The 19894-nt window shown below is 73.5% G+C and carries 20 protein-coding genes and 1 pseudogene; 11 read left to right on the top strand and 10 right to left on the bottom strand.

All coding sequences use genetic code 11. The annotated features are described in order from the left end of the window. The first annotated feature begins 3 nt into the window (after positions 1-3). On the top strand, positions 4-1107 hold the full coding sequence (locus tag FHX44_RS41370) for a zinc-dependent alcohol dehydrogenase (protein ID WP_147260732.1): 1104 nt from the start codon (positions 4-6) through the stop codon (positions 1105-1107). A gap of 75 nt (positions 1108-1182) precedes the next feature. After that, positions 1183-2208, top strand: coding sequence for a LacI family DNA-binding transcriptional regulator (locus FHX44_RS41365; RefSeq protein WP_147260731.1), 1026 nt, complete (start codon positions 1183-1185; stop codon positions 2206-2208). On the opposite strand, the gene FHX44_RS41360 is transcribed toward FHX44_RS41365, so the two are convergent. Genes FHX44_RS41360 through FHX44_RS41325 form a run of 8 tightly spaced genes read right to left on the bottom strand, consistent with a single transcriptional unit; the run spans position 2124 to position 10143 of the window. Further along, positions 2124-3281: an MSMEG_0565 family glycosyltransferase gene (locus FHX44_RS41360; protein WP_147260730.1), complete on the bottom strand. Its 1158-nt coding sequence runs from the start codon at positions 3279-3281 to the stop codon at positions 2124-2126. The genes FHX44_RS41365 and FHX44_RS41360 overlap by 85 nt on opposite strands. Further along, positions 3278-4093, bottom strand: a complete 816-nt coding sequence (locus tag FHX44_RS41355; RefSeq protein WP_147260729.1) for a carbon-nitrogen hydrolase family protein — start codon at positions 4091-4093, stop codon at positions 3278-3280. The genes FHX44_RS41360 and FHX44_RS41355 overlap by 4 nt, the downstream gene beginning before the upstream one ends. Then, the gene (locus FHX44_RS41350) at positions 4090-5388 is read right to left on the bottom strand and encodes an MSMEG_0569 family flavin-dependent oxidoreductase (protein WP_170309257.1); all 1299 of its coding nucleotides are present in this window, start codon (positions 5386-5388) and stop codon (positions 4090-4092) included. Before FHX44_RS41350 ends, FHX44_RS41355 begins: the two co-directional genes overlap by 4 nt. Then, positions 5381-6232, bottom strand: a complete 852-nt coding sequence (locus FHX44_RS41345; protein ID WP_147260728.1) for a carbon-nitrogen hydrolase family protein — start codon at positions 6230-6232, stop codon at positions 5381-5383. The genes FHX44_RS41350 and FHX44_RS41345 overlap by 8 nt, the downstream gene beginning before the upstream one ends. Continuing rightward, positions 6229-7641, bottom strand: coding sequence for an MSMEG_0567/sll0787 family protein (locus FHX44_RS41340; RefSeq protein WP_147260727.1), 1413 nt, complete (start codon positions 7639-7641; stop codon positions 6229-6231). Before FHX44_RS41340 ends, FHX44_RS41345 begins: the two co-directional genes overlap by 4 nt. Continuing rightward, a complete protein-coding gene (locus FHX44_RS41335) occupies positions 7638-8711 on the bottom strand; it encodes an MSMEG_0568 family radical SAM protein (RefSeq protein WP_147260726.1) in 1074 nt (357 codons plus the stop codon). The genes FHX44_RS41340 and FHX44_RS41335 overlap by 4 nt, the downstream gene beginning before the upstream one ends. Before the next feature lie 7 nt (positions 8712-8718). Continuing rightward, positions 8719-9276, bottom strand: coding sequence for an MSMEG_0572/Sll0783 family nitrogen starvation response protein (locus FHX44_RS41330; RefSeq protein ID WP_147260725.1), 558 nt, complete (start codon positions 9274-9276; stop codon positions 8719-8721). A gap of 24 nt (positions 9277-9300) precedes the next feature. Then, positions 9301-10143 carry an amidohydrolase family protein gene (locus FHX44_RS41325; RefSeq protein WP_147260724.1) on the bottom strand — a complete coding sequence of 281 codons (843 nt, stop codon included), beginning with the start codon at positions 10141-10143 and terminating at the stop codon, positions 9301-9303. Between the two features lie 183 nt (positions 10144-10326). Here FHX44_RS41325 and FHX44_RS41320 point away from each other — a divergent pair, with 183 nt between their 5' ends. From FHX44_RS41320 to FHX44_RS41310, 3 genes are all read left to right on the top strand, one after another. Continuing rightward, positions 10327-11136: a PaaX family transcriptional regulator gene (locus FHX44_RS41320; protein ID WP_147260723.1), complete on the top strand. Its 810-nt coding sequence runs from the start codon at positions 10327-10329 to the stop codon at positions 11134-11136. A gap of 104 nt (positions 11137-11240) precedes the next feature. Next, positions 11241-12764 (top strand): FAD-dependent monooxygenase, encoded by a 1524-nt coding sequence (locus FHX44_RS41315; RefSeq protein WP_147260722.1) that lies wholly within the window; start codon positions 11241-11243, stop codon positions 12762-12764. Further along, positions 12754-14391, top strand: a complete 1638-nt coding sequence (locus FHX44_RS41310; RefSeq protein WP_147260721.1) for a (2,3-dihydroxybenzoyl)adenylate synthase — start codon at positions 12754-12756, stop codon at positions 14389-14391. Before FHX44_RS41315 ends, FHX44_RS41310 begins: the two co-directional genes overlap by 11 nt. A gap of 82 nt (positions 14392-14473) precedes the next feature. Here the strand turns inward: FHX44_RS41310 and FHX44_RS44405 are convergent. After that, positions 14474-14626 (bottom strand): annotated as a pseudogene (locus FHX44_RS44405) (helix-turn-helix domain-containing protein); the annotation flags it as partial. 63 nt (positions 14627-14689) lie between these two features. Between FHX44_RS44405 and FHX44_RS41300 the strand changes: the two are divergent. The 6 genes from FHX44_RS41300 to FHX44_RS41275 all read left to right on the top strand — a co-directional run bounded on the left by FHX44_RS41300 (position 14690) and on the right by FHX44_RS41275 (position 19592). Further along, entirely contained in the window at positions 14690-15391 is a 702-nt protein-coding gene (locus tag FHX44_RS41300) for an alpha/beta fold hydrolase (protein ID WP_147260720.1), read from the top strand. Between the two features lie 5 nt (positions 15392-15396). Continuing rightward, entirely contained in the window at positions 15397-15810 is a 414-nt protein-coding gene (locus FHX44_RS41295; RefSeq protein WP_246171058.1) for a PPOX class F420-dependent oxidoreductase, read from the top strand. A 68-nt stretch (positions 15811-15878) separates the two neighbouring features. After that, positions 15879-16058, top strand: a complete 180-nt coding sequence (locus FHX44_RS41290) for a type 1 glutamine amidotransferase family protein (protein WP_147260718.1) — start codon at positions 15879-15881, stop codon at positions 16056-16058. Positions 16059-16913: 855 nt separating this feature from the next. After that, a complete protein-coding gene (locus tag FHX44_RS41285) occupies positions 16914-18284 on the top strand; it encodes an HNH endonuclease (protein ID WP_212612896.1) in 1371 nt (456 codons plus the stop codon). A gap of 404 nt (positions 18285-18688) precedes the next feature. Beyond that, entirely contained in the window at positions 18689-19021 is a 333-nt protein-coding gene (locus FHX44_RS41280; RefSeq protein ID WP_147260717.1) for a hypothetical protein, read from the top strand. Then, complete coding sequence (locus tag FHX44_RS41275; protein ID WP_147260716.1) at positions 19011-19592, top strand: carboxymuconolactone decarboxylase family protein; 582 nt, start codon at positions 19011-19013, stop codon at positions 19590-19592. Before FHX44_RS41280 ends, FHX44_RS41275 begins: the two co-directional genes overlap by 11 nt. On the opposite strand, the gene FHX44_RS41270 is transcribed toward FHX44_RS41275, so the two are convergent. Beyond that, positions 19589-19771, bottom strand: coding sequence for a hypothetical protein (locus FHX44_RS41270; protein WP_147260715.1), 183 nt, complete (start codon positions 19769-19771; stop codon positions 19589-19591). The two genes, FHX44_RS41275 and FHX44_RS41270, sit on opposite strands and share 4 nt — an antisense overlap. Positions 19772-19894: the final 123 nt, after the last annotated feature.

The following is a 19894-nucleotide window of genomic DNA, read 5'->3' as shown; positions in this document are numbered from 1 at the left end:
GACATGACCGCCGACGTCCAAGCAGCACCCACCGCCACGCGCCAGATCCCGGACACCATGCGTGCCGCCGTGCTGTTCGGCCCCGGCGACATCCGCGTGATCGACCGCCCGGTGCCGCAGCCCGGCCCGCACCAGGTGCTCGTCGAGGTCGCGATGTGCGGCACCTGCGGCACCGACCTGAAGATCTTCGACGGTCACTTCCCGCAGACACCGCCGTTCGGCGAGTTCACCCCCGGCCACGAGTGGGCGGGCACGGTGGTGGCGCTCGGCGAGTCGGTGGACGAGTTCGCCGTCGGCGACCGCGTGGCCATCGAGGTGCACGCGGGCTGCGGGCGCTGCGACAACTGCATCATCGGCAAGTACACGGCCTGCCTGAACTACGCCAAGCCCGGCAAGGGGCAGCGGGCCAGCGGCATCACCGTCGACGGCGGGTTCGCCCAGTACGCCGTGCACGACGTCAAGGCGCTCTACAAGATGCCGGAGAACATCTCGTTCGCCGACGCCGTCCTCGTGACGACCGCCGGCACCGGCCTCTACGGCATCGACGTGGCGGGTGGGTACATGGCCGGCCAGGACGTCGTGGTCGTCGGGCCCGGTCCCATCGGCCTGATGACCGTGCAGCTGTGCCGCCAGCTCGCGGCCCGCAGCGTCACGCTGGTGGGCACCCGGGACTCGCGCCTCGAGCTCGGGGCGCGGCTGGGCGCCACCGAGATCATCAACGCCCGCGAGACCGACCCGGTCGCCCGGGTGCGCGAGCTGACCGGGGGCGACGGCGCGGACTGGGTGATCGAGACCTCCGGCGGCCCGGGAGTGCCCGACCAGTGCATCGCGATGACCAAGCGCGCAGGGAAGATCGTCTTCGTGGCGTTCTACCCCGGCCCGGTCACGCTCGACCTCTCCGCCGCCGTCCGCAGCGACATCTCGATGTTCACCTCGCGCGGCGAGGGCGGCAACAACGTCAAGCGCGCGATGGCGATGGCCGCGGGCGGCGGGCTGCGCGGCGAGGAGCTGGTCAGCCACCGGTTCCCGCTCGAGGACATCGCCGAGGCGTTCCGCGTGGTGCGCGAGCGCGACGGCGACCCCATGAAGGTCGTCATCGTGCCCTGACGGGAACCGTGCCCTGACGAGAACATTGACCCTTTCGGGGGTGGCGGACGTGCATGCGGTAGGGGGGTGCGTGGGATGCCGCGGACGAAGGGCACGGTCAGCATCAGGGACGTGGCCGCGGCGGCGGGCGTGTCCGTCGCCACGGTGTCCCGCGTGCTCAGCGCGGCCTCGGCCGACGTGCCGGTGCGCAAGGAGACCCGGGACAAGGTCGAGCGGGCCATCGAGGAGCTGGGCTACCGGCCCAACGACCTCGCGCGTGCCCTGCTCCAGCACCGCACCGCCGCGATCGGGCTGGTGGTGCCGGACATCTCCAACCCCTACTACCCGCCGCTCGTGCGGGGGGTGGAGGACGCGGCGTCGAGCCGGGGCTACCGCATCGTGCTCTGCAACACCGACCGGGACCCCGCCAAGATCTCCGGCTACCTCGACACCCTGATCAAGACCCGCGTCGACGGCATCGTGGTGGCCGGCGGCGGGTGGGCCGACGTGCCCGACCGCACCGCGGTGCTCGGCAACTACCGCACCGGGCTGGTGGCCGTCGGGCGGCACGTCACCGCGCACCCGTCGGTGCGCATCGACAACGTCGCGGCGAGCCGGGAGGCGGCCGGGCACCTCATCGGCCTCGGCCACCGCCGGATCGCGTTCCTCGGCGGACCGGCCTCGTCCACCACGGTGCAGGACCGCGCCCAGGGCTACCGGGATGCACTGAAGGTCGCCGGACTGGCCGAGTCGGGCGCGGTGGTGCGGTACGGCGACTTCACCGAGGAGAGCGGCTACGCGGCCACGCGGGAGATCCTCGACGTGAGCCCGCCGCCCACCGCACTGCTCTGCGCGAACGACCGGATCGCGCTCGGCGCCTACGCCGCGGCGGCCGACGCCGGGCGCCGCGTACCCGTCGACGTCTCGATCGTCGGGTTCGACGACACCCCGATCGCCCGGTACGTCCGGCCCACCCTCACGACGGTGTCGATCCCGACCTACGAGATGGGCGGCGCGGCCGTGCGGATGCTGCTCGCTCAGCTCGGGGGCAACACCGCGTCCGAGATCGAGACGATGCCCACGCGGCTCGTGGTGCGCGACAGCGCGGCCCCTCCCGCGTAGAACCGCAGGTGCGCCGCCGCGGCGGCGTCCCAGGTGTGGCGGGCGGCGAGCGCGCGCCCGGCCGCGCGCCGCACCGGGTCGACGTTCCCCGCGGCGGCCAGCAGCTTCGCGGCGAGGCCCGGCGGGTCGGCGGCGAACGCGGCGGCGCCGCCGAACACCTCACGCAGCACCGGCAGGTCGCGGGTCACCAGCGGCACACCCGCGGCGAGCGCCTCCATCGCGGCGAGCCCGAACCCCTCCTTTGTGGACGGGAACGCGAGCACCTCGGCGGCGGCCACCAGCGCGGGGAGGTCCGCGTGCGGCACCGGGCCGAGGACGACCGGCACGACGCCCAGCGCGGCGGCGCGCTCCTCGACGTGGGCGCGGTAGTCGCGGTGGTCGAACAGGGTCTCGCCGCCCGCGATCACCAGCGCGAGGTCCGGGCGCTCGCGGCGGAGCAGCGCCATCGCCTCGACGAGGTCGAGCGTGCCCTTGCGGGGCTCGATCCCGCCGACGGCGAGGACGTAGCGCCCGAGCCGTTCGCGCCACCGCGCCCGCCCCGCCGCCCCGTCGGCGCCCGCCGCGGCCGCGAACCGGGCCGCGTCCACCCCGTTCGGGATCACGACCGGGGTCCGGCCCCACCCGCGCTCGACCTCGGCCGCGACAGCGGCCGACACGCACACCAGGGCGCGGGGGCGGGCGACGGCGCGGTCGTGGCAGGCCGCGAGGGCCGGGGTGGTGAACGTGTCGAGGTGGTGCACCGTGCGCACGCAGTCCGGCACGGCGTTGGCGCTGATGCAGTCCTGGGCGTGCACGACGTCGTAACGCTCGGCCCGGCGGGCGAACGCGTCGCCCAGCACCGCGATCGAGCGCAGGATGCGGTCCCCGACTCCCTCGCCCGGCACGTCCGGGAACGGCACGAGCCGCACGGTGACCGCGGGGTCGACGGGCCGGAAGAACGCCGCGTCGCCGCCGCGGCCCAGCGACCAGACGGTGACGTCCTCGCCGGCCCTGGCCAGCGCCTCGGCAAGCGCGAGGGTGTGCACCACGCCGCCGCGCGGCTTGGTCGAGTAGGTCAGGAGCGCGATCTTCATGCGTACGTCTCGGGACGCCGCTCGGTGAGGTGCGAGAGCACCGTCCGCGCCCGGGTGACCTCACCGGCGACGTCGAGCTCGGCGAGTGCGAGCCCCGCCTTCGCCCAGGTGCGCGCGAGCACCTCCCCGCCGGGGCCGACCACCTTCGACTGGCCGAGGAACCGCAGCCTGCCCATGGTGCCGGTCTGGTTCGCCGACACCCAGACGACCTGGTTCTCCGCCGCGCGGGCGCAGTCGTAGAGGTCGAACAGCCGGGTCTGGCGGTCCTGCACCAGCCGCGGGGCGCGGTTGGTGAGGCTCGCCGGCCACGCCGAGAGGCACGCGATCACCAGCGCGCCGTCGGCCGCCAGGGTGCGGGCGGCCTCGGGGAACGTCTTGTCGTAGTCGATCAGCATGCCCAGCCGCCCGACGGGCGTGTCGAACGCCGCGAACCCCTCGCCCGCCCGGTACACGCTCGCCTCCCCGGCCGGCTGGTGCACCTTCCGGTGCCTGCCGAGCACGCCGTCGCCGGTGAGGCACACCGAGGCGTTGTACGGCAGGCCCGGGGCGAACTCCCGGTAGCCGAGGCACACCACCATGTCCCCGGCCGCGGCGGCCACCCGCTTCAGCTCGGGGGAGTCCTCGGTGAGCACCGGCGGCAGGCCGGTCTCGTCGGTGCCGGCGAACGTGCCGAGGTAGCCGCCGATCGTCGCGTCCGGGAAGACCAGCAGCTCCACGTCCTGCGAAGCGGCCGCCGAGACGATCAGCTCGATCTTCGTGACGCACTGGTCGACGTCGCGGCCGAAGTGCGCCGCGACGGCCGCGACCTTCATCCGGCCGCCGCCAGTGCCGGCTGCAGTTCGGCGGCGATGTGCTCCGCGAGGTGCTCGGCGTCGCGGGCGATCCCGGAGAAGCGACCCGATCCCCAAGTGTGCAGCCACGGCAGGCCGAGAACCGACAGCCCGGGCACGCTGGTGACGCCCCGGGAGTGGGTGGGGTAGCCGCGCCCGTCGAAGGCGGGCACGCGCACCCAACCCCAGTCGCTGCGGAACCCCGTGCACCAGACGACCGCGCCGATCCGCTCGGCGTCGAGCGTGGTCGGGTGGTCCGGGCCGGGCGCCCACACCGGCTCGTAGCGCGGTTCGGTGGGCGCGGCGATGCCCTCCGCGGCGACGTGCCGGTCCACCAGGTCCTTCGCGTTCTCGCTGACGCGGTCCGCGGCGTCGAGATCGGCGGCGAGGTCGTCGGCGAAGGTGAGCGTGCCCCGGTGCACCCCGGCGAGCCGGCCGTAGAGGTGCATGCCGTCGCGGGCGAACGCGCGCAGGTCGATGTCGCGCCCGCCGTCGCGGCCGGTGACGTAGTGGTTGGTGCCCAGCCGGGCCGCCTCGCCGTCGCGGTGCTGCTCGACGGGCATGTCGTAGTGGCCCATGTCGTGCAGCCACGCCACCATGTCCCGGCCGCGGTAGAAGCGGGCGATCCGGGGTGCGCGCCCCACTGCGAGGTGCACGGTGCGGCCGGCGAGGTGCAGGTCCTCGGCGATCTGCGCGCCGGACTGCCCGCTGCCGACCACGAGCACCTCACCCGGCGGGAGCTGCTGCGGGCTGCGGTAGCGCGCGGAGTGCACCTGCACGATCCGCTCGGGCAGCCGCTCGGCCCATCCGGGCACGACGGGACGGTGGTAGCCGCCGGTGGCGAGCACCACCCGGCCCGCCGTGAGCGTCCCGGCGGGGGTCGTGAGGACGAACCCGCCGTCGGGGCCGGGCTCCAGCTGCTCGACGGGGGTGTGCTCGAGGACGGGCGGGTCGAACGAGGCGGCGTAGCCGCGCACGTAGGCGACGATCTCGTCGCGGACCATGAATCCGTCCGGGTCGTCACCGCGGTAGGGCCACCCCGGCAGCCGGCACTGCCAGTTCGGCGTGACCAGGCAGAAGCTGTCCCAGCGGGCATCGGACCACTCGTGCGCGATCGTGTCGCGCTCCAGCACGACGTGTGCGATCCCCTCCCTCCGCAGGCACCAGGACATGGCGAGCCCGGCCTGACCGGCGCCGACGACGGCCACCGGGACCCGCGCGGGGAACGGGACGCGGGGTGTCCCCCAGCTCGTGAGCTCCGTGGTCGACTCAGACACCGGTCGGCACTCCGTAGGTCTCGGGCCTGCGGTCACGCAGGTGCGCCATCGCCCGCCGGGCGCCTGCGAGCACCGCGGGCACGTCCACCTCGGCGATCGCCGTCCCCGGCTCGACGCCGGTGGTGGCCAGCACCTCGCCCCCGGGGCCGACGACCTTCGCACTGGACACGAACCGCAACGACCCGAACGTGCCCGACTGGTTGGACGCCACCCACACCACCTGGTTCTCCAGCGCGCGGGCGCGGTCGAACAGGTCGAAGCGGTGGGTCCAGCGGTCCTCGGCGAGGTCGGGGCTCGCGGCCGTGCGGGCGGCGGGCCACGCCGACACGCAGACGATGATCTCGGCACCATCCAGGGCGAGGGTGCGGGCGGCCTCGGGGAAGGCCTTGTCGTAGCAGATCAGCATGCCCAGCCGGCCCACCGGCGAGTCGAACGCGCGGAACGAGTCCCCGGCCGCGTAGCTGTTGGACTCGCCGAGCGGCTGGTGCACCTTGCGGTGCACGCCGAGCACGCCGTCGCCGGTCACCGCGACGACCGTGTTGTAGCGCGACGCGCCGTCGGACTCGCAGAACCCGGCGGTGACGACCGTGTCGCCCGCCATCCGGGCCAGCCGGGCGATCTCGGGCCCGTCGAGGTCGAGGGCGGGCGGCTGGGCGTGGCGGGGGAGCACCCGCTCGACGCCGTGCTCGCCGAGGTCGGCGAGGTAGCCGCCGAGCGTGGCCTCGGGGAGCGCGAGCAGGTGCACGCCGCGCTCCCGGGCGTCGGTGAGCAGCCCGTCGATCCGGGCGAAGCAGGCATCGAGATCGCGCCCGAACGGCGCGGCGACGGCCGTGAGCGTTGTCATGTGGGGTCTCCTGTCGCGGGGCCGAGCCCGGTGACCGGCTCGGGTAGCGCGGGGGTGAGCGAGCCGTCCGGCCAGCGCAGCGTCACGCCGCCGCCGGGTACGAGCTCACCGCACGTGGCGGTGGTGGCCGGGCCGGCTGGCGCGACGGCGCGGCCCGGGGCGTCGGTGGTGAGGAAGGCGGAGCCGGGGAAGCAGGTGAGCCAGTCCCCGACGGCGGCCGCCGCCGGGCGGGGCACGGCGGCGACGTCGAGCACGGCGCCGCAGCCGCAGGCCTCGGCGAGCATCCCGAGCGTGCCGACGAGCCCGGCCATGCTCACGTCCTTCGCCGCCGCGGGTGCGGTGCGGGCGACGGCCGAGCCGATGAGCTGCAGCTCATCGGGCGTGCGAGTGGTCGTCGAGTCCCACTGGCGGCCGGTGTGGCCCCGCCGCCAGCCACCGCCGAGGTCGGCGGTGAGCCGCACGGCGTGACCGGGTCGTCCGCCGCCTGCCGGGACCGGCCGGGCGGTGCGTCCCAGTGCCGTGACCGTGAGCGCCGCGGGCACGCCGAGCTGGGTGTGCCCGCCGAGCACCGGCACACCCCATGCCGCGCTCGCCGCGCGCAGCCCGGCCAGCACCCGCGCCGTGAACGACGCGTCCCGGCCTGCCACCGCGTCGAGCAGGCCGACCGGCGCGGCACCCATCGCGGACAGGTCGTTGACGTTGACGAGCACCCCGCACCAGCCCGCCCACTCGGGATCGCGCTCGACCATCGACGGCAGGATCGCGTCGCACGCCGCCACGACGTCGGTGCCGGGCACGGGGGCGCCGTCGTCCCCGATGAAGCCCGCACCGCCCAGGTGCATGCCGGCGAGCAGCCCACCCAGCGGTCCCTTGGTGGCGCGGGCCAGCGCGGCGAGCCGCCCGACCGGCCAGGTCATCGCCGCGTGCGGCCGCCCACCCACCGAGACGGTGCCGGTTCGGCGCCAGCCGAGCCGCGTGAACATCCGCTCGTACCGGTCCTGCACGGTGGCGTCGAAGCGCAGCACACCCGCGGCCTCGGCGCTCGCGCACGCCGCCCGCACCAGCGCCGGCCCGACGCCGCGCGGCGCGCCCGGAGCGGCGACGAGCCGCGAGCCGCTCCACCAGCCGACGTCGGCGCCGCCTGCGTCGGCCGGACCGAGCCGGACACCCCCGAGTACGGACCCGTCCGCCGCCCTGGCCACCAGCACCAGCGTGCGCGGGTCGTCATCGGCCACGTCGCGATCCGTGCGCGCAAAGAGCTCCTGCTCGGTGACGAACGCGCGGTGCCGCAGCGCGGCGTGCGCCCGCCTGCCCGGGCCGTCGGCCTCCTCGATCCGCCAGCTCGCGGCCGGCTCGGCCGCGCGGTGGTCGACGAGCAGCACGTTCCGCGTCAGCGGATCGCCGCTCATGCCCCGGCCGCCTGCAACGCGCTGCACGCTCCGCAGGCCGCGCAGCCCGCGCCCTGGTCCGCGCCGTACATGCCGCGGGCCCGCAGGCCGGCCGCCACCCGCCGGGTGACGTCCTCCAGCACGAGCGGGTCGGGCGGGCCGGCGCCGTCGGCGGCGGCCAGGGTGCCCGCGAGCGGCCGGTAGGGCACCACGAACGGGTAGACGCCGCGGTCGGCGAGCCGCAGCGCGCCGTGCACGAGGTCGTCCGGGTCCTCGCCGAGACCGACGAGCAGGTAGGTCGACACCCGGTTGGCGCCGAACACCCGCACGGCCTCGTCCCACGCGGCCTCGTACTGCGGGAGCGGGACGGTGGCCTTGCCGGGCATCCACCGCCGCCGCACGGTGTCGTCCAGCGACTCGACGTGGATGCCGATGGCGGTCGCCCCGGCGTCGTGCAGCTCGCGGATCGCCGCGAGATCGTCCGGGGCCGGTGGCTCGCACTGCACCTGGATCGGCAGACCCGGCACCGCGTCCAGCACCGCGCGGACGCACCGGGCGAGGTGGCGGGCACCGCGGTCGCGGCCGTTCGTCGTTCCGGTGGTCATCACCATCTGCCCCACGCCGTCGAGCCGGACCGCGGCCTCCGCCACCTCGGCGAGCTGCGCAGGGCTCTTCACCGCCGTGGTGGAGCCCGCCTCGAGCGACGCCTCGATCGCGCAGAACCGGCACCGCTGGTCCTCGGCGTACCGGATGCAGGTCTGCACGACCGTGGTGGCGAGGACGTCGCGCCCGTGCAGGCGGGCGAGCCTCTCGTAGGGCACCCCGTCGGCGGTGGCGAGGTCGTAGAACCGCGGCCGCCGCACCGGCTCGGCGTCGAGGCCGAGGTCCGCCCCGTCGAGCAGCAGCCGGCCCCCGCTGATCGTGTACGGGCTCGCCGGGTTGATCGGCAGCGCCGTGGCCCGGCCGGCGAGCACCACGTGGCCGTCGTCGCTCGGGCCCGCGCCGGCGCGCCGCGAGACGGGGGCGTCGACCCGGACGCCCAGGATCGCGACGTCCACCCGCGTGGACGGCCGCGTGGGGATGCCCGTCACGGCCGGCTCAGAGGTTGTAGGTGGAGTTGATGATGGCGCCCTTGCGCGCGTAGTGGATCAGCGCGTCCTGGACGTCGAGCGGGTGGCACGGGATGCACCCGGCGATCAGGTCCTCCTCGCGCAGGCCGTGCAGCGACAGCCCGAACCGGCAGACGTAGACAGTGCCGCCCTCGGCGATGAACCGCTCGATCTGGGTGTTGATGTTGTGCTCACCGGGGAAGGCCGACTCGCCGGTGGTCGGGAAGCCGCGGGTGGCCATCGCGTTCATCGCGGCGGGGCCGTAGAAGTACAGCACCGACTCGAAGCCCTTCCGCAGGGCGCGCAGCGCCTGCAGGATCGCCACGAAGCTCACCGACGACTCGTGTGCGATGCCGTGCACCAGCGTGAAGTAGCACTCGCCCTCGCCCGCCTGGTAGTCCGGGAAGATCTTGGTGGAGCCGTAGAGGCTGCTGCCTGCGGGCAGCGAGGGGTGGGGGATCTCGTTCAGGCTGGCCAGCTGGTTGGCCTTGAGCTCCTCGTCGGAGATCAGCGGCGTTCCGGTGGTGGCGGGGGCGGTCTGGGTCATGACGGTTCCTCTCGGTGGATGGGGTCAGCCGAGGCCGTGGAGGGCCTCGAAGTTGCGGGAGAAGGCGAGCTCGGCGAGCTCGCCGTCACCGGTGGCGGCGGCGAGCCGCGCGTGCTCCCCGGCGAAGTCGCCCCACGGCTGGTCGGAGGCGAAGAGCACGCGGTCGGCGCCGATGCCGCGGCGCTCGATCTCGGCCGCGAGCCAGCGCGGGGCGAACCCGATCGCCCAGCTCGTGTCGGTGTAGACGCGCTTGCCCGCGGCGATCCAGTCGAAGAACCGGTGACCGATGAGCTTGATGTGCCCGCTCATCCCGCCGCCGAGGTGCACCAGGTGCAGCGGCACGTCGTCGGCGTACCGGTCGACCAGCAGCCCGATCTCGTCGACGTCGCTCGCGGCGCCGGGGCTGGTGTGCACGTGCACGACGAGCCCGTGCGCGCGGGCGGCCGCGAAGATCGCGTCCAGCTGCGGGCGGCAGGTCTCGTCGCCCGCCCGGCCGCCGAGCAGGAACGACAGCTTCAGCACGGCCACGCCCGGCTCAGCGGCGAGGGCGAGCGCCTTCGCGGTGGCGGCGGCGTCCTGCGGGCGGGGCGACGTCCACAGCCCCGCGAGGATGCGGTCGTCCCGCTGCGCGGCCTCGATGACGAGGTCGTTCAGCGCGAACGACGTGCCCGGGTCCGGCACGCCGTAGTTGGGCAGCACCAGTGCGCGCTCGACGCCCTCGCGGTCCAGGTCGGCGAGGAGCTCGTCGATCGTCGCCCGCGCCGTGGTGTCCGGGTTGACCGGCGGCCCGCCGTAGAACGGGTGCGCCGGCAGCACGCCGATGTGGCGGTGCGCGTCGTGTACCCGGCCGGGGCTGCGCGAGGTCATGAGGAAGAGAGTCGGGCGCGTGCGTGTCGCCGTGGTGACGTTCGGAACGAGTTCGTGTTTCCCTGATCAGCTCGGCGTTGCGGCGCGGTTGCGCACCGTTTCCGCGCGGTGGCACGCGTTCCGCCCGGTCCTCGACATCCCCGTGACGACCGTCTGTGTGCTGTTGCGAATATGCTCACCTGCGTGAAGGCGCGTTCGCTCGTGTTCGACCTGTTCGGCGACTACCTGCGCTTCCGGGGCGGCGAGGTCCGGCTGCGGGCGCTCGCGGCGCTGATGGCCTGCTTCGACGTGCCGGAGCCCACGGTGCGGGTGGTGGCCGCCCGGCTCCGCAAGGAGGGCTGGCTCGACAGCCGCCGCGACGGGCGCGAGACCGTCTACGTCCTCACCGACACGGCGTGGCGGCTGCTCGACGAGGGCCGCTCGCGGATCTTCGATCGCACCACCGGGCCGTGGGACGGGCAGTGGCACACGGTGATCTACCAGGTGCCCGAGACCGAGCGCGCGCTGCGTGAAGGCCTGCGCAAGCAGCTGGCGTGGCTGGGGTTCGGGCCGCTCGCGCCGTCGGTGTGGATCAGCTCGCACGACCGAACGGCCGGCGTCCGCACCCACCTGGCCGGGCACGCCTCTGTGCGGCTGGACATCCTCCGGTCCCGCTCGGAAGGGCCGGCCGCCGACCGCGACATGGCGAGCCGCGCGTGGGACCTCGCCGGGCTCGACCGCGACTACGCCGTGCTGCTGGACGCGTACCGGCCCCGGCTCGGTGCCTACCGCCGCGGCCTCCCGGGCCGGGAGGCGCTGGTCGCGCGGATGCAGCTGGTGCACGATTACCGGCGCTTCCCGTTCCGCGACCCGGACCTCCCGCCGGAGCTGCTTCCCGAGGGCTGGTCGGGCCGGGCGGCCCACGAGGTGTTCCTCGAGGCCCACGGGCTGCTGCGCGCACCGGCCGAGGTGTTCGTCGACGGGGTGCTGGGGGAGCTCGCGCAGGCCTCGTGATCCGCGAAGGGTGACGATACATGGACGTCCGTCGGCGAACGGTTGTAGTGTTCGGCGCGCGCCACCGACGAGGGTGGCCACTCGTCCCGGAGGTGCGTGTCCTGATGCGCGTCGCCGTCGCGGGTGGGGGACCGGGCGGGCTGTTCCTGGCCGCGCTGATCCGGAAGCGGGACCCGTCCATCGAGGTCACCGTGTTCGAGCGCAACCGCGCCGACGACACCTTCGGGTTCGGCGTGGTGTTCTCCGACCGCACCCTCGCCGGGATCGTCGAGGCAGACCCCGTGCTGCGGGAGGCGCTCGACTCCCGCGGCAGGCACTGGGACGCCATCGAGGTGCGGCTCAAGGGGGAGCGGATCCGCTGCGGTGGCAACGGCATGGCCGCGATCGTGCGGCGCACGCTGCTCGGGCTGCTCCAGGACCGCGCCCGCGGGCTCGGCGCCGACCTGAGGTTCTCCACCGAGGTGGCCCTCGCCGACCTCGACGGGTACGACCTCGTCGTGGCCGCCGACGGCACCGGCTCGCAGCTGCGCACCGCGCTCGAGCCCGCGTTCGGCTCGACGGTCGACACCGCCACGGCGAAGTTCATCTGGTTCGGCACCGACTACCAGTTCGACGGGCTCACGTTCGTCCACGAGCGCGGACCGCACGGCGTCTTCGCCGTGCACGGCTACCCGATCACATCAACAGCGGCCGGCGCGGACGTCTCGACCTTCATCGTGGAGACCGACGAGGCGTCCTGGCGGGCGGCGGGTCTCGACGAGTTCGACGTGTCGCAGCCGCCGGGGCCGAGCGACGAGAAGACCCGCGCGTACCTGGAAGAGGTGTTCGCCGAGCAGATCGAGGGCCACAAGCTGCTGGTCAACAACTCGCGGTGGGGCAACTTCCGCACCCGCCGCACCGCCCGCTGGACCACCCTCGAACCCCGCCCGGTGGCGCTGCTCGGCGACGCCGCGCACACCGCGCACTTCTCCGTCGGCTCGGGCACCAAGATGGCGATGGAGGACGCGGTCGCGCTCGCGCAGGCCCTCACCACCCACACCGGCGACCTGCCGGCCGCGCTCGCCGCGTACGAGGCCGCGGCACGGCCGTCGGTCGATGCGGTCCAGGGCTCGGCGCGCCCGTCGCTGTCCTGGTGGGAGCACTTCGGGCGCTACCACGACGCGTTCGAGCCCTGGCAGTTCGCCTACCACTTCCTCTCCCGCAGCATCACCGACGCCCGGCTCGCGCGCCGCGACCCCGGGTTCGTCGCCTCCACCCACTGGGCGTGGGTGCAGCGGTACGGCGCCGAACCCTTGGACACGCCACTGGCCGCCGGTGGCACGACGTTCCCCGGTCGGCTGCTGACCGAGGTCCCGGCCGGGGCCGCGCACGTGGAGGCGCCGGCCGACGAGTCCGGGCTGCCGGCGGCAAGGGCCCGGGTGCGCGAGGTGATCGACGGTGGGGCGGCGCTGGTCGCGGTCCACGGCGGTGCGGCGTTCACCCGCACCCTGGTCTGCGAGGAGATCCGCCTGGTGCACGGCCGCACAGCGGTCCTGGTGGACGGGGAGGCGGACGCACTGACGGTCGTCCTCTCCGGCCGGGCCGATGCCGTGGTCACCGCAGACACGGAGGTCCGCGATGGTCCGTGACGGTGTCGTCCCGTGGCCGGAGGAGTTCGCGCGGCGGTACGTCGCGGCGGGCTTCTGGCAGGGCAGGGCGCTCGGCGAGCTGCTGCGCGAGGCGGCCGAGAGCCGCCCCGACTCCGTCGCGCTCGTCGACGGCGGGCTGCGCCTCACCCACGCCGGGCTGGCCGATCGCGCCGACGCGATGGCCGCCCGCCTGGTCGGGCTGGGTCTCGGGCCGGGCGACCGGATCGTCGTGCAGCTGCCCAACACCTGGGAGTTCGTCGTCCTCACGCTGGCCTGCCTGCGCGCGGGGATCGTGCCGGTGATGGCGCTGCCTGCGCACCGGCGCGCGGAGCTGGCCCACCTCGCCGGCCACGCCGAGGCGGCCGCGATCGCGGTGCCGGACCGGCTGCGGGACTTCGACCACCAGTCGCTCGCCGCGCAGCTCGTCGCCGAGGTGCCGGCGCTGCGGCACGTGCTCGTGGCGGGCGACGAGATCGCCGCGGGCCACCACGATCTGCGCGCCCTCGGTGCGCCGGGGCCCGGCTGGTCGGGCCCGCACCCGGACAGCCGGGACGTGGCGGTGTTCCTGCTCTCCGGCGGCACCACCGGGCTGCCGAAGCTGATCGCGCGCACCCACGACGACTACGCCTACAACGCGCTGGCCAGCGCGCAGGTGTGCGGTTTCGACGCCGGGACGGTGTACCTGGTGAGCCTGCCTGCGGGCCACAACTTCCCGCTGGCCTGCCCCGGGATCCTCGGCACACTGCTGTCCGGCGGCCGGGTCGTCATGCTGCCGTCGCCCGAGCCGGTGCGGGCGTTCGCGACGATCGCGGCCGAGGGCGTCACGCACACCGCGGTCGTGCCGGCGGTGGCCGGCCGCTGGCTGGAGCACGCCGCCGAGCACGGGCCCCTCGCATCGCTGCGGGTGCTGCAGGTCGGCGGCGCGCGGCTCGCCGACGAGCTGGCCCGCCGGGTGCGCCCGGTGCTCGGCGCGACCCTGCAGCAGGTGTTCGGCATGGCAGAGGGCCTGCTCAACTACACCCGCCTCGACGACCCCGAGGAGATCATCTGCACCACCCAGGGCCGGCCGCTGTCCCCGGACGACGAGGTGCGGCTGGTCGACGAGCTCGACGAGGACGTGCCCGACGGCGAGCCGGGATCACTGCTCACCCGCGGCCCGTACACCCCGCGCGGCTACTACCGCGCCCCGGAGCAGAACGCCCGCGCGTTCACCGCCGACGGCTGGTACCGCTCCGGCGACATCTGCCGCCGTACTCCCGATGGCTACCTGATCGTCGAGGGCCGGGACAAGGACATGATCAACCGCGGCGGCGAGAAGATCTCGGCCGAGGAGGTGGAGAACCTCGTCTACCAGCTCCCCGCCGTCAGCCAGGTCGCGGCGGTCGCGATGCCCGATGCGGTCCTGGGGGAGCGGGTCTGCGTCTTCGTCGTGCCGCGCCCCGGTGCCGCCGTCACCCTCGACGAGGTGCGGGACGCCATGGACGCCGCGGGCGTCGCGAGGTTCAAGCTGCCCGAGCGCCTGGAGCTGGTCGACGAGCTGCCCACCACCAAGGTCGGCAAGATCGACAAGAAGGCGCTGCGGGCGGCCGTGGCAGCCCGGGTGGAATACGGCCGTCGCCCGCCTTGAACCGGTCGACGGCGTCGGCGAGCTGCTCCGCCTTCGCCAGCAGGTCGCGCCCGTGCTCGAGGACGACGGCGCCCAGCGGCGTGGTCCGGACCGGCATGGGTCCGCCGGGGCGGTCGAAGAGCGCGCCGCCCACAGTCCGCTCCAGCGTTGCGACCTGCTGGCTCACCGTCGACTGGGTGTAGCCGAGCCGGGCGGCCGCCCGGCCGAACGTGCCCTCCTTAGGAACATAGAGGATTCCGATCGAATCGATCGGGAACTATCGCTTTACATGATGCTCAATGTCTCTAGCGTGGATGCCATGACAACGTTCGTGTTGATCCACGGCGCGGGAGACTCGGGCTGGTACTGGCACCTCGTGGAGGCCGAGCTCCGTGCGCGCGGGCACGACGTGGTGGCCCCCGACCTTCCCGGCGATGACGAATCAGCGACCTTGACCGACTACGCCGACTCGGTGGTCGACGCCGTCGACGGGAAGCGGGACCTCGTCGTCGTCGGTCAGTCGTTCGGTGCGTTCACCGCACCTCTGGTTGCCGATCGGCTCCCGGTCGACGTGCTGGTCCTGGTCGCAGGCATGATCCCGGCCCCCGGTGAGCCACCGGACGACTGGTGGCGCAACTCCGGCTACCGGAGCGCGGTCGAGGAACAGGCCGCGCGCGACGGCGGGCTGACCGGCAGCCCCGATCCGTACGTGAGCTTCTACCACGACGTACCGCGAGAGCTGGCCGACGAGGCGCTCGCGCGGGAGCGCGCGCACCCGTCACCGGCCTCGACGGCTGCCCCGTGGCCGCTGGAGGCGTGGCCGGACGTGCCGACGAGGTTCGTGCTCGGCACAGCGGACCGCTTCTTCCCGCCCGACCTGTTCCGCCGGTTGGCGCACGAGCGCCTGGGCATCGTCCCCGACGAGATCGCCAGCGGTCACTGCCCCGCCCTGAGCCGGCCGAAGGAACTGGCGGACCTCTTCGAGCGGTACGCGGAGTCGACGAGGAGGAACCACCCGTGACCGTCATGTCGGACGACGAATGGCGCGAGTTCGTGACCGAGGGATCCCGTCTCGGCAACGCGGCGATCTGCCGATCGAACGGGCTCCCGCACGTCACCCCGATCTGCTTCATCATCGAGGGTGACCAGTTGATCTTCACGACGCATCCCGGAAGCGTGAAGGGCAGGTCCATCGCCCGCGACGGCCGCGTGGCCGTGTCCGTCAGTGACGATGCCCATCCGTACCGGTTCGCCATGCTGGAAGGGGAGGCGGCGCTGTCCGACGACCCGGACGACTTCTTGCGGGTGGGCATGGCCATCGGAAGGCGATACATGCCCTCGCAAGACCCGGAGGAGTTCTCCCGCTCCCTCGCGTCGGCCGGCTTCGCGGTCGCGCGGGTCCACATCACGAACGTCATCGCTCACCGCGATCTGGGGTGATCTCGCAAGGCGCGCCATCACCGGGATCGGCTCGCCTCTTCATCGGGTCGCGTGGCGTTGCCTGAGACGTGCCGGTGCTGGGGCTGCGCGAGGGCGCCTGGCTGCGAGCGAGCGGGGGGGGGACGGTGCTGCACGGCCGGGACGCGGTGCTGTTCCGCCGGGGGTGGGAGGCGGAGGAGATCGCTCCGGGCACCGGCCTCGCCCCGATCATGGCCGAGCCGCCCGATCAGAGCATTTTCGACGGATAGAGGCTGTTGCCTGATCGACGCGAGGAACCTTCAGCGATCAAGGGGAGATGGTTGTCAAACGATCTTCGAGAGCGACCATTTGCCCTTGATCACCGCCGTAGGACCCGATTGACATGCGCCCAACTGGTGATCATGCCGGTGGGCGCGCCGTTCCCGACTCGGGCACGCAGGCAATCGCTCCCCGCTTCAGGCCCGGTGCGCTGACGATTCCGTCCGCCGCTCCGTCACCTCGACCTGTTGGTCCGGTTGGCATCACTACCGAATGACGTGGTCGCGTTGACGGCCGTCCCCGACTGGAGGGCACGGCGGTTCACGACGAGACCGTCACCGCCGGGTGCCCACGCAACTATCCTGTGGTCCCGACCCCTCCCTCGCCGCGCAACCACACGCTAGTTGCCGCGCACCCCAACCGGACGGGCTCGCACGCAGGCCCGGGAGGCAAGGCGAGCACCGCGCAACGCAACCACGGAATCGGCAGTTCCCACCCCGCCACCTACCCGGCCGCACGCGATCTCCCACTCAAGCCGCGTTCACAATAGTGAACACCCCGATCACCCAAAAAGACCTACGCGTCGAACATCTGTTCGCGTAAACTGGAGGCATGTCGAAAACCGCGCCAACCCCACCAAGCTCCGCCCTCACGCGAAGACCCGAAAAGTGTCCGCGACACCAGCGAATACCCGGTAGCAAAGAATGCGCACCATGCTGACCGGCGCGCTACTCGAGACACCAGCCGACCCACCAGTTCCGGCGCCGGGCGCACTGCCAATCACCCCAGCCGAGGCGGCGGCCGACTCCACCTCGGATGCCTTGCCGGACGCGCTGTCGGATCCGTCGCCGAACGCCGTGCCGAACGTGACGCCGGACGCCGTGCCGGGCGCGCTGTCCGACGCGCTACCGGACGACCTGCTGAACTCCGCAACGATCAACGCCTGGGTCGATCGGCTGGCCCGGTTCGATCGGGACGTCCCCGACACCGAACGGATCGAGCAGCTGCGGGCCCTGGAACGGTTGAAGTCGGCCGCCGCGGCCGCCCAGGCCCGGATCGCCGTCGACCTGGACACCTCGATGCGGGCCGGGCACGCGGCCACCGGGCTGCCGGCGCAGCGGCAGGGCCGCGGGGTGGCCGCGCAGGTGGCGCTGGCCCGCCAGGAATCCCCCTACCGCGGTGGCCGGCACCTGGGGTTGGCCAAGGTCCTGGTCGCCGAGATGCCCCACACCCTGACCGCGCTCGAACAGGGCGCGATCTCCGAATGGCGGGCCGGCCTGCTCGCCCAGGAAACAATCTTCCTGTCCAAGGAATACCGCCAGCTCGTCGACGCCCACCTGTGCGCCGACCCGTCCGGGCTGACCGGGTGGGGGGACCGCCGGTTGACCGCCGAGATCCGCAAGATCGCCTACCGGCTCGACCCGGCCGGATACACCCGACGCCGCGCGAAGGCCGAGTCGGAGCGGCGGGTCACCTCCCGGCCGGCCCCGGACGTCATGGCCCGGGTCACCGCGCTGCTCCCGGTCGCCCACGGGGTCGCCGTCCACGCCGCCCTGCGCGAAGCCGCCGACACCGCGATCGCGGCCGGGGACGGGCGCACCCGGGGCCAGTTGATGGCCGACACCCTTGTCGAACGCGTGACCGGGCAGGCCACCGCGACCGGGGTGCCGGTGGAGATCCACCTGATCATGACCGACCGGACCCTCCTCGGCGAAGGCGAAGGCGACGGCCGTGAGCAGCCGGCGCTGCTGGCCGGGTACGGGCCGATCCCGGCCGGCCTGGCCCGCCGACTCGCGGTGACGGGCGCCGAAACCGAGACCGCCTGGCTGCGGCGGCTGTATGTCATCCCCGAGAGCGGGCGGCTGGTCGGGATGGACTCCACCCGGCGGGTGTTCCCGGCCGGGCTGGCCCGGTTCATCGAGATCCGCGACCAGTACTGCACCACCCCGTGGTGCGACGCCCCGATCCGCCACATCGACCACGCCCTACCCCACCACCAGGGCGGGGCGACCTCGGCGGAGAACGGCAACGGGACCTGCGCCCAGTGCAACTACGCCCGCCAGGCACCCGGCTGGGAAATTCGGCCGGAGCCCGGGCCGCGGCACACGCTGCGGATCACCACACCGACCGGGCACGGCTACCGCAGCACCGCACCCCCACCGCCCGGACACCCGAGATCCGAGCGACGCCGCCCGGCGCAGCGCGCCACGGTCGCTCGCCAATGGCGAGCCGGCTAAAGCCTGTTTGATAAGTGGCGGAGCCAGGTGTCGATCGTGCCGACATGGACGGTGGCCTCGTAGCGGACGGCGAGTTCGTCGTAGCCCTCCGGTGTCCGTTCGATCGCCGCTGCTCGGGAAGACACCCGCTGCACGTCGACCGTGTCGGGCGGCGCAGACGCGGTGAGGCCGCCGGCACCGCGGCAATGCTGTGCCCCGCCGCGGCCCGCAAGTGCTGGTCGGTGACCAGGCCGAGCACCGTGCCTACGTCGCGGCTCTGCTCGGGGACGGCCCGCTGGGGTTGGGCACAGGACCACGCACCCAGAAGCCGCTCGACGGAGGAGCGGGCGTGTCACATTCGGCGTTGTGCCGATCGTCTAGTACACGAGGGCAGGAAGCCCACCCGCAGAGGAGCGGAGAGCGCCGTGCTGGATGAGGACGAGAAGCGAGCAGGGCACCGAGCCCTGGTGGATCGGGTGCTGAACGGGGAGGGCAGTGCATCTGCGGAGGAGCGGGCGCGTGCCTTCGCGGGCGACGGCCTCTCCCCGCCCTTGGACGTGCTGATCGGCAAGGTCGTCGACCGGCCGGCGCAGGTCACCGAGGCGGACCTGGCTGCGGCGAAGGCGTCGGGCTGCACCGAGGGCCAGCTCTTCGAGCTGGTGGTATGCGCCGCGGTCGGCCGGTCCGCCCGGCTGTACGAAGCAGGGCTGGCGGCCCTGGCCGAGGCGATCGAGGGAAGGCAGGACCATGCGACTTGAGATCCTCGACCGCGGCTACGGCCCGGGGGTCAAGCTGCTGTTCGCGCTCATCCGGCTGTTCTCCGGGCACCCGGTACCGGATGCCGCAAAGCTGACCTTCTACCGGCCCGATTTCTACGGTGCCCGGGCCAAGGTGTTCACCCACGGGGCCATGCGCGGGCCGTCCGCCTGGTCGGTGGGCGACCGGGAGCTGATGGCGGCCTTCGTGTCCACGGTGAACGGGTGCGCGTTCTGCATGGGCGCGCACACCGCGACCGCGAGGCAGGCGTACCAGGACGGGCCACGGGTCGCGGCGGTGCTGACCGATCTGGAATCGGCACCCATCGAAGAGCCGCTGCGGGCAACGCTGCGGATGCTCGGGAAGCTGACCCGGGAGGGAACGGTCGACGCCGACGACATGCGGGGAGTGCTGGCCGCGGGAGTATCACCCCAGCAGGTTCAGGACGCGCTCGCGGTCTGCGCCGCCTTCGACACCACCAACCGGCTCGCCGACGTCTTCGGGTTCGAACAGCTCAGCCCCGAGGGTTATGAGGCGGGAGCCGGATACCTGCTCAAGCGGGGCTACCGCTAGCCGTCCCCGACCGATCTGCAGTCGTGGGCCTCGTCGTAGCCGTAGTCGCCCCCCGGGTCGGGCTTCGGGGGCGGGCTGCTGTCGTGGTGCTGTTCGTGCGGTGCCTCGAACTCGAGGCCGGGTTCGTGGACGAGGTCGTACTCGTAGTCGCCGGACGGCTCCGGTGGTGTTCGTTCCATCGGCCGCTCCCTCGTGCGTCCCGGGCCGAGGATGAGCCGAGAGACCCGATTGCACAAGGGCAGGCGCTCCCCAAGACGGCCGCGAAGGTGGAGCCTTCTCGGTGAGGCGATCCGGGAGGAGCG

The organism is Pseudonocardia hierapolitana, assembly GCF_007994075.1.
Classification (GTDB): domain Bacteria; phylum Actinomycetota; class Actinomycetes; order Mycobacteriales; family Pseudonocardiaceae; genus Pseudonocardia; species Pseudonocardia hierapolitana.
This window is presented reverse-complemented; position numbering and strand designations above follow the sequence as displayed.

What these genes read in the sequence shown, in the direction of transcription:
- FHX44_RS41270 (WP_147260715.1), bottom strand. Translation starts at nt 19,771, where the DNA reads ATGGAACGAACACCACCGGAGCCGTCCGGCGACTACGAGTACGACCTC.
- FHX44_RS41315 (WP_147260722.1), top strand. Translation starts at nt 11,241, where the DNA reads ATGCGCGTCGCCGTCGCGGGTGGGGGACCGGGCGGGCTGTTCCTGGCC.
- FHX44_RS41300 (WP_147260720.1), top strand. Translation starts at nt 14,690, where the DNA reads ATGACAACGTTCGTGTTGATCCACGGCGCGGGAGACTCGGGCTGGTAC.
- FHX44_RS41360 (WP_147260730.1), bottom strand. Translation starts at nt 3,281, where the DNA reads ATGAAGATCGCGCTCCTGACCTACTCGACCAAGCCGCGCGGCGGCGTG.
- FHX44_RS41355 (WP_147260729.1), bottom strand. Translation starts at nt 4,093, where the DNA reads ATGAAGGTCGCGGCCGTCGCGGCGCACTTCGGCCGCGACGTCGACCAG.
- FHX44_RS41295 (WP_246171058.1), top strand. Translation starts at nt 15,397, where the DNA reads ATGTCGGACGACGAATGGCGCGAGTTCGTGACCGAGGGATCCCGTCTC.
- FHX44_RS41365 (WP_147260731.1), top strand. Translation starts at nt 1,183, where the DNA reads ATGCCGCGGACGAAGGGCACGGTCAGCATCAGGGACGTGGCCGCGGCG.
- FHX44_RS41370 (WP_147260732.1), top strand. Translation starts at nt 4, where the DNA reads ATGACCGCCGACGTCCAAGCAGCACCCACCGCCACGCGCCAGATCCCG.
- FHX44_RS41340 (WP_147260727.1), bottom strand. Translation starts at nt 7,641, where the DNA reads ATGAGCGGCGATCCGCTGACGCGGAACGTGCTGCTCGTCGACCACCGC.
- FHX44_RS41275 (WP_147260716.1), top strand. Translation starts at nt 19,011, where the DNA reads ATGCGACTTGAGATCCTCGACCGCGGCTACGGCCCGGGGGTCAAGCTG.
- FHX44_RS41345 (WP_147260728.1), bottom strand. Translation starts at nt 6,232, where the DNA reads ATGACAACGCTCACGGCCGTCGCCGCGCCGTTCGGGCGCGATCTCGAT.
- FHX44_RS41325 (WP_147260724.1), bottom strand. Translation starts at nt 10,143, where the DNA reads ATGACCTCGCGCAGCCCCGGCCGGGTACACGACGCGCACCGCCACATC.
- FHX44_RS41330 (WP_147260725.1), bottom strand. Translation starts at nt 9,276, where the DNA reads ATGACCCAGACCGCCCCCGCCACCACCGGAACGCCGCTGATCTCCGAC.
- FHX44_RS41310 (WP_147260721.1), top strand. Translation starts at nt 12,754, where the DNA reads ATGGTCCGTGACGGTGTCGTCCCGTGGCCGGAGGAGTTCGCGCGGCGG.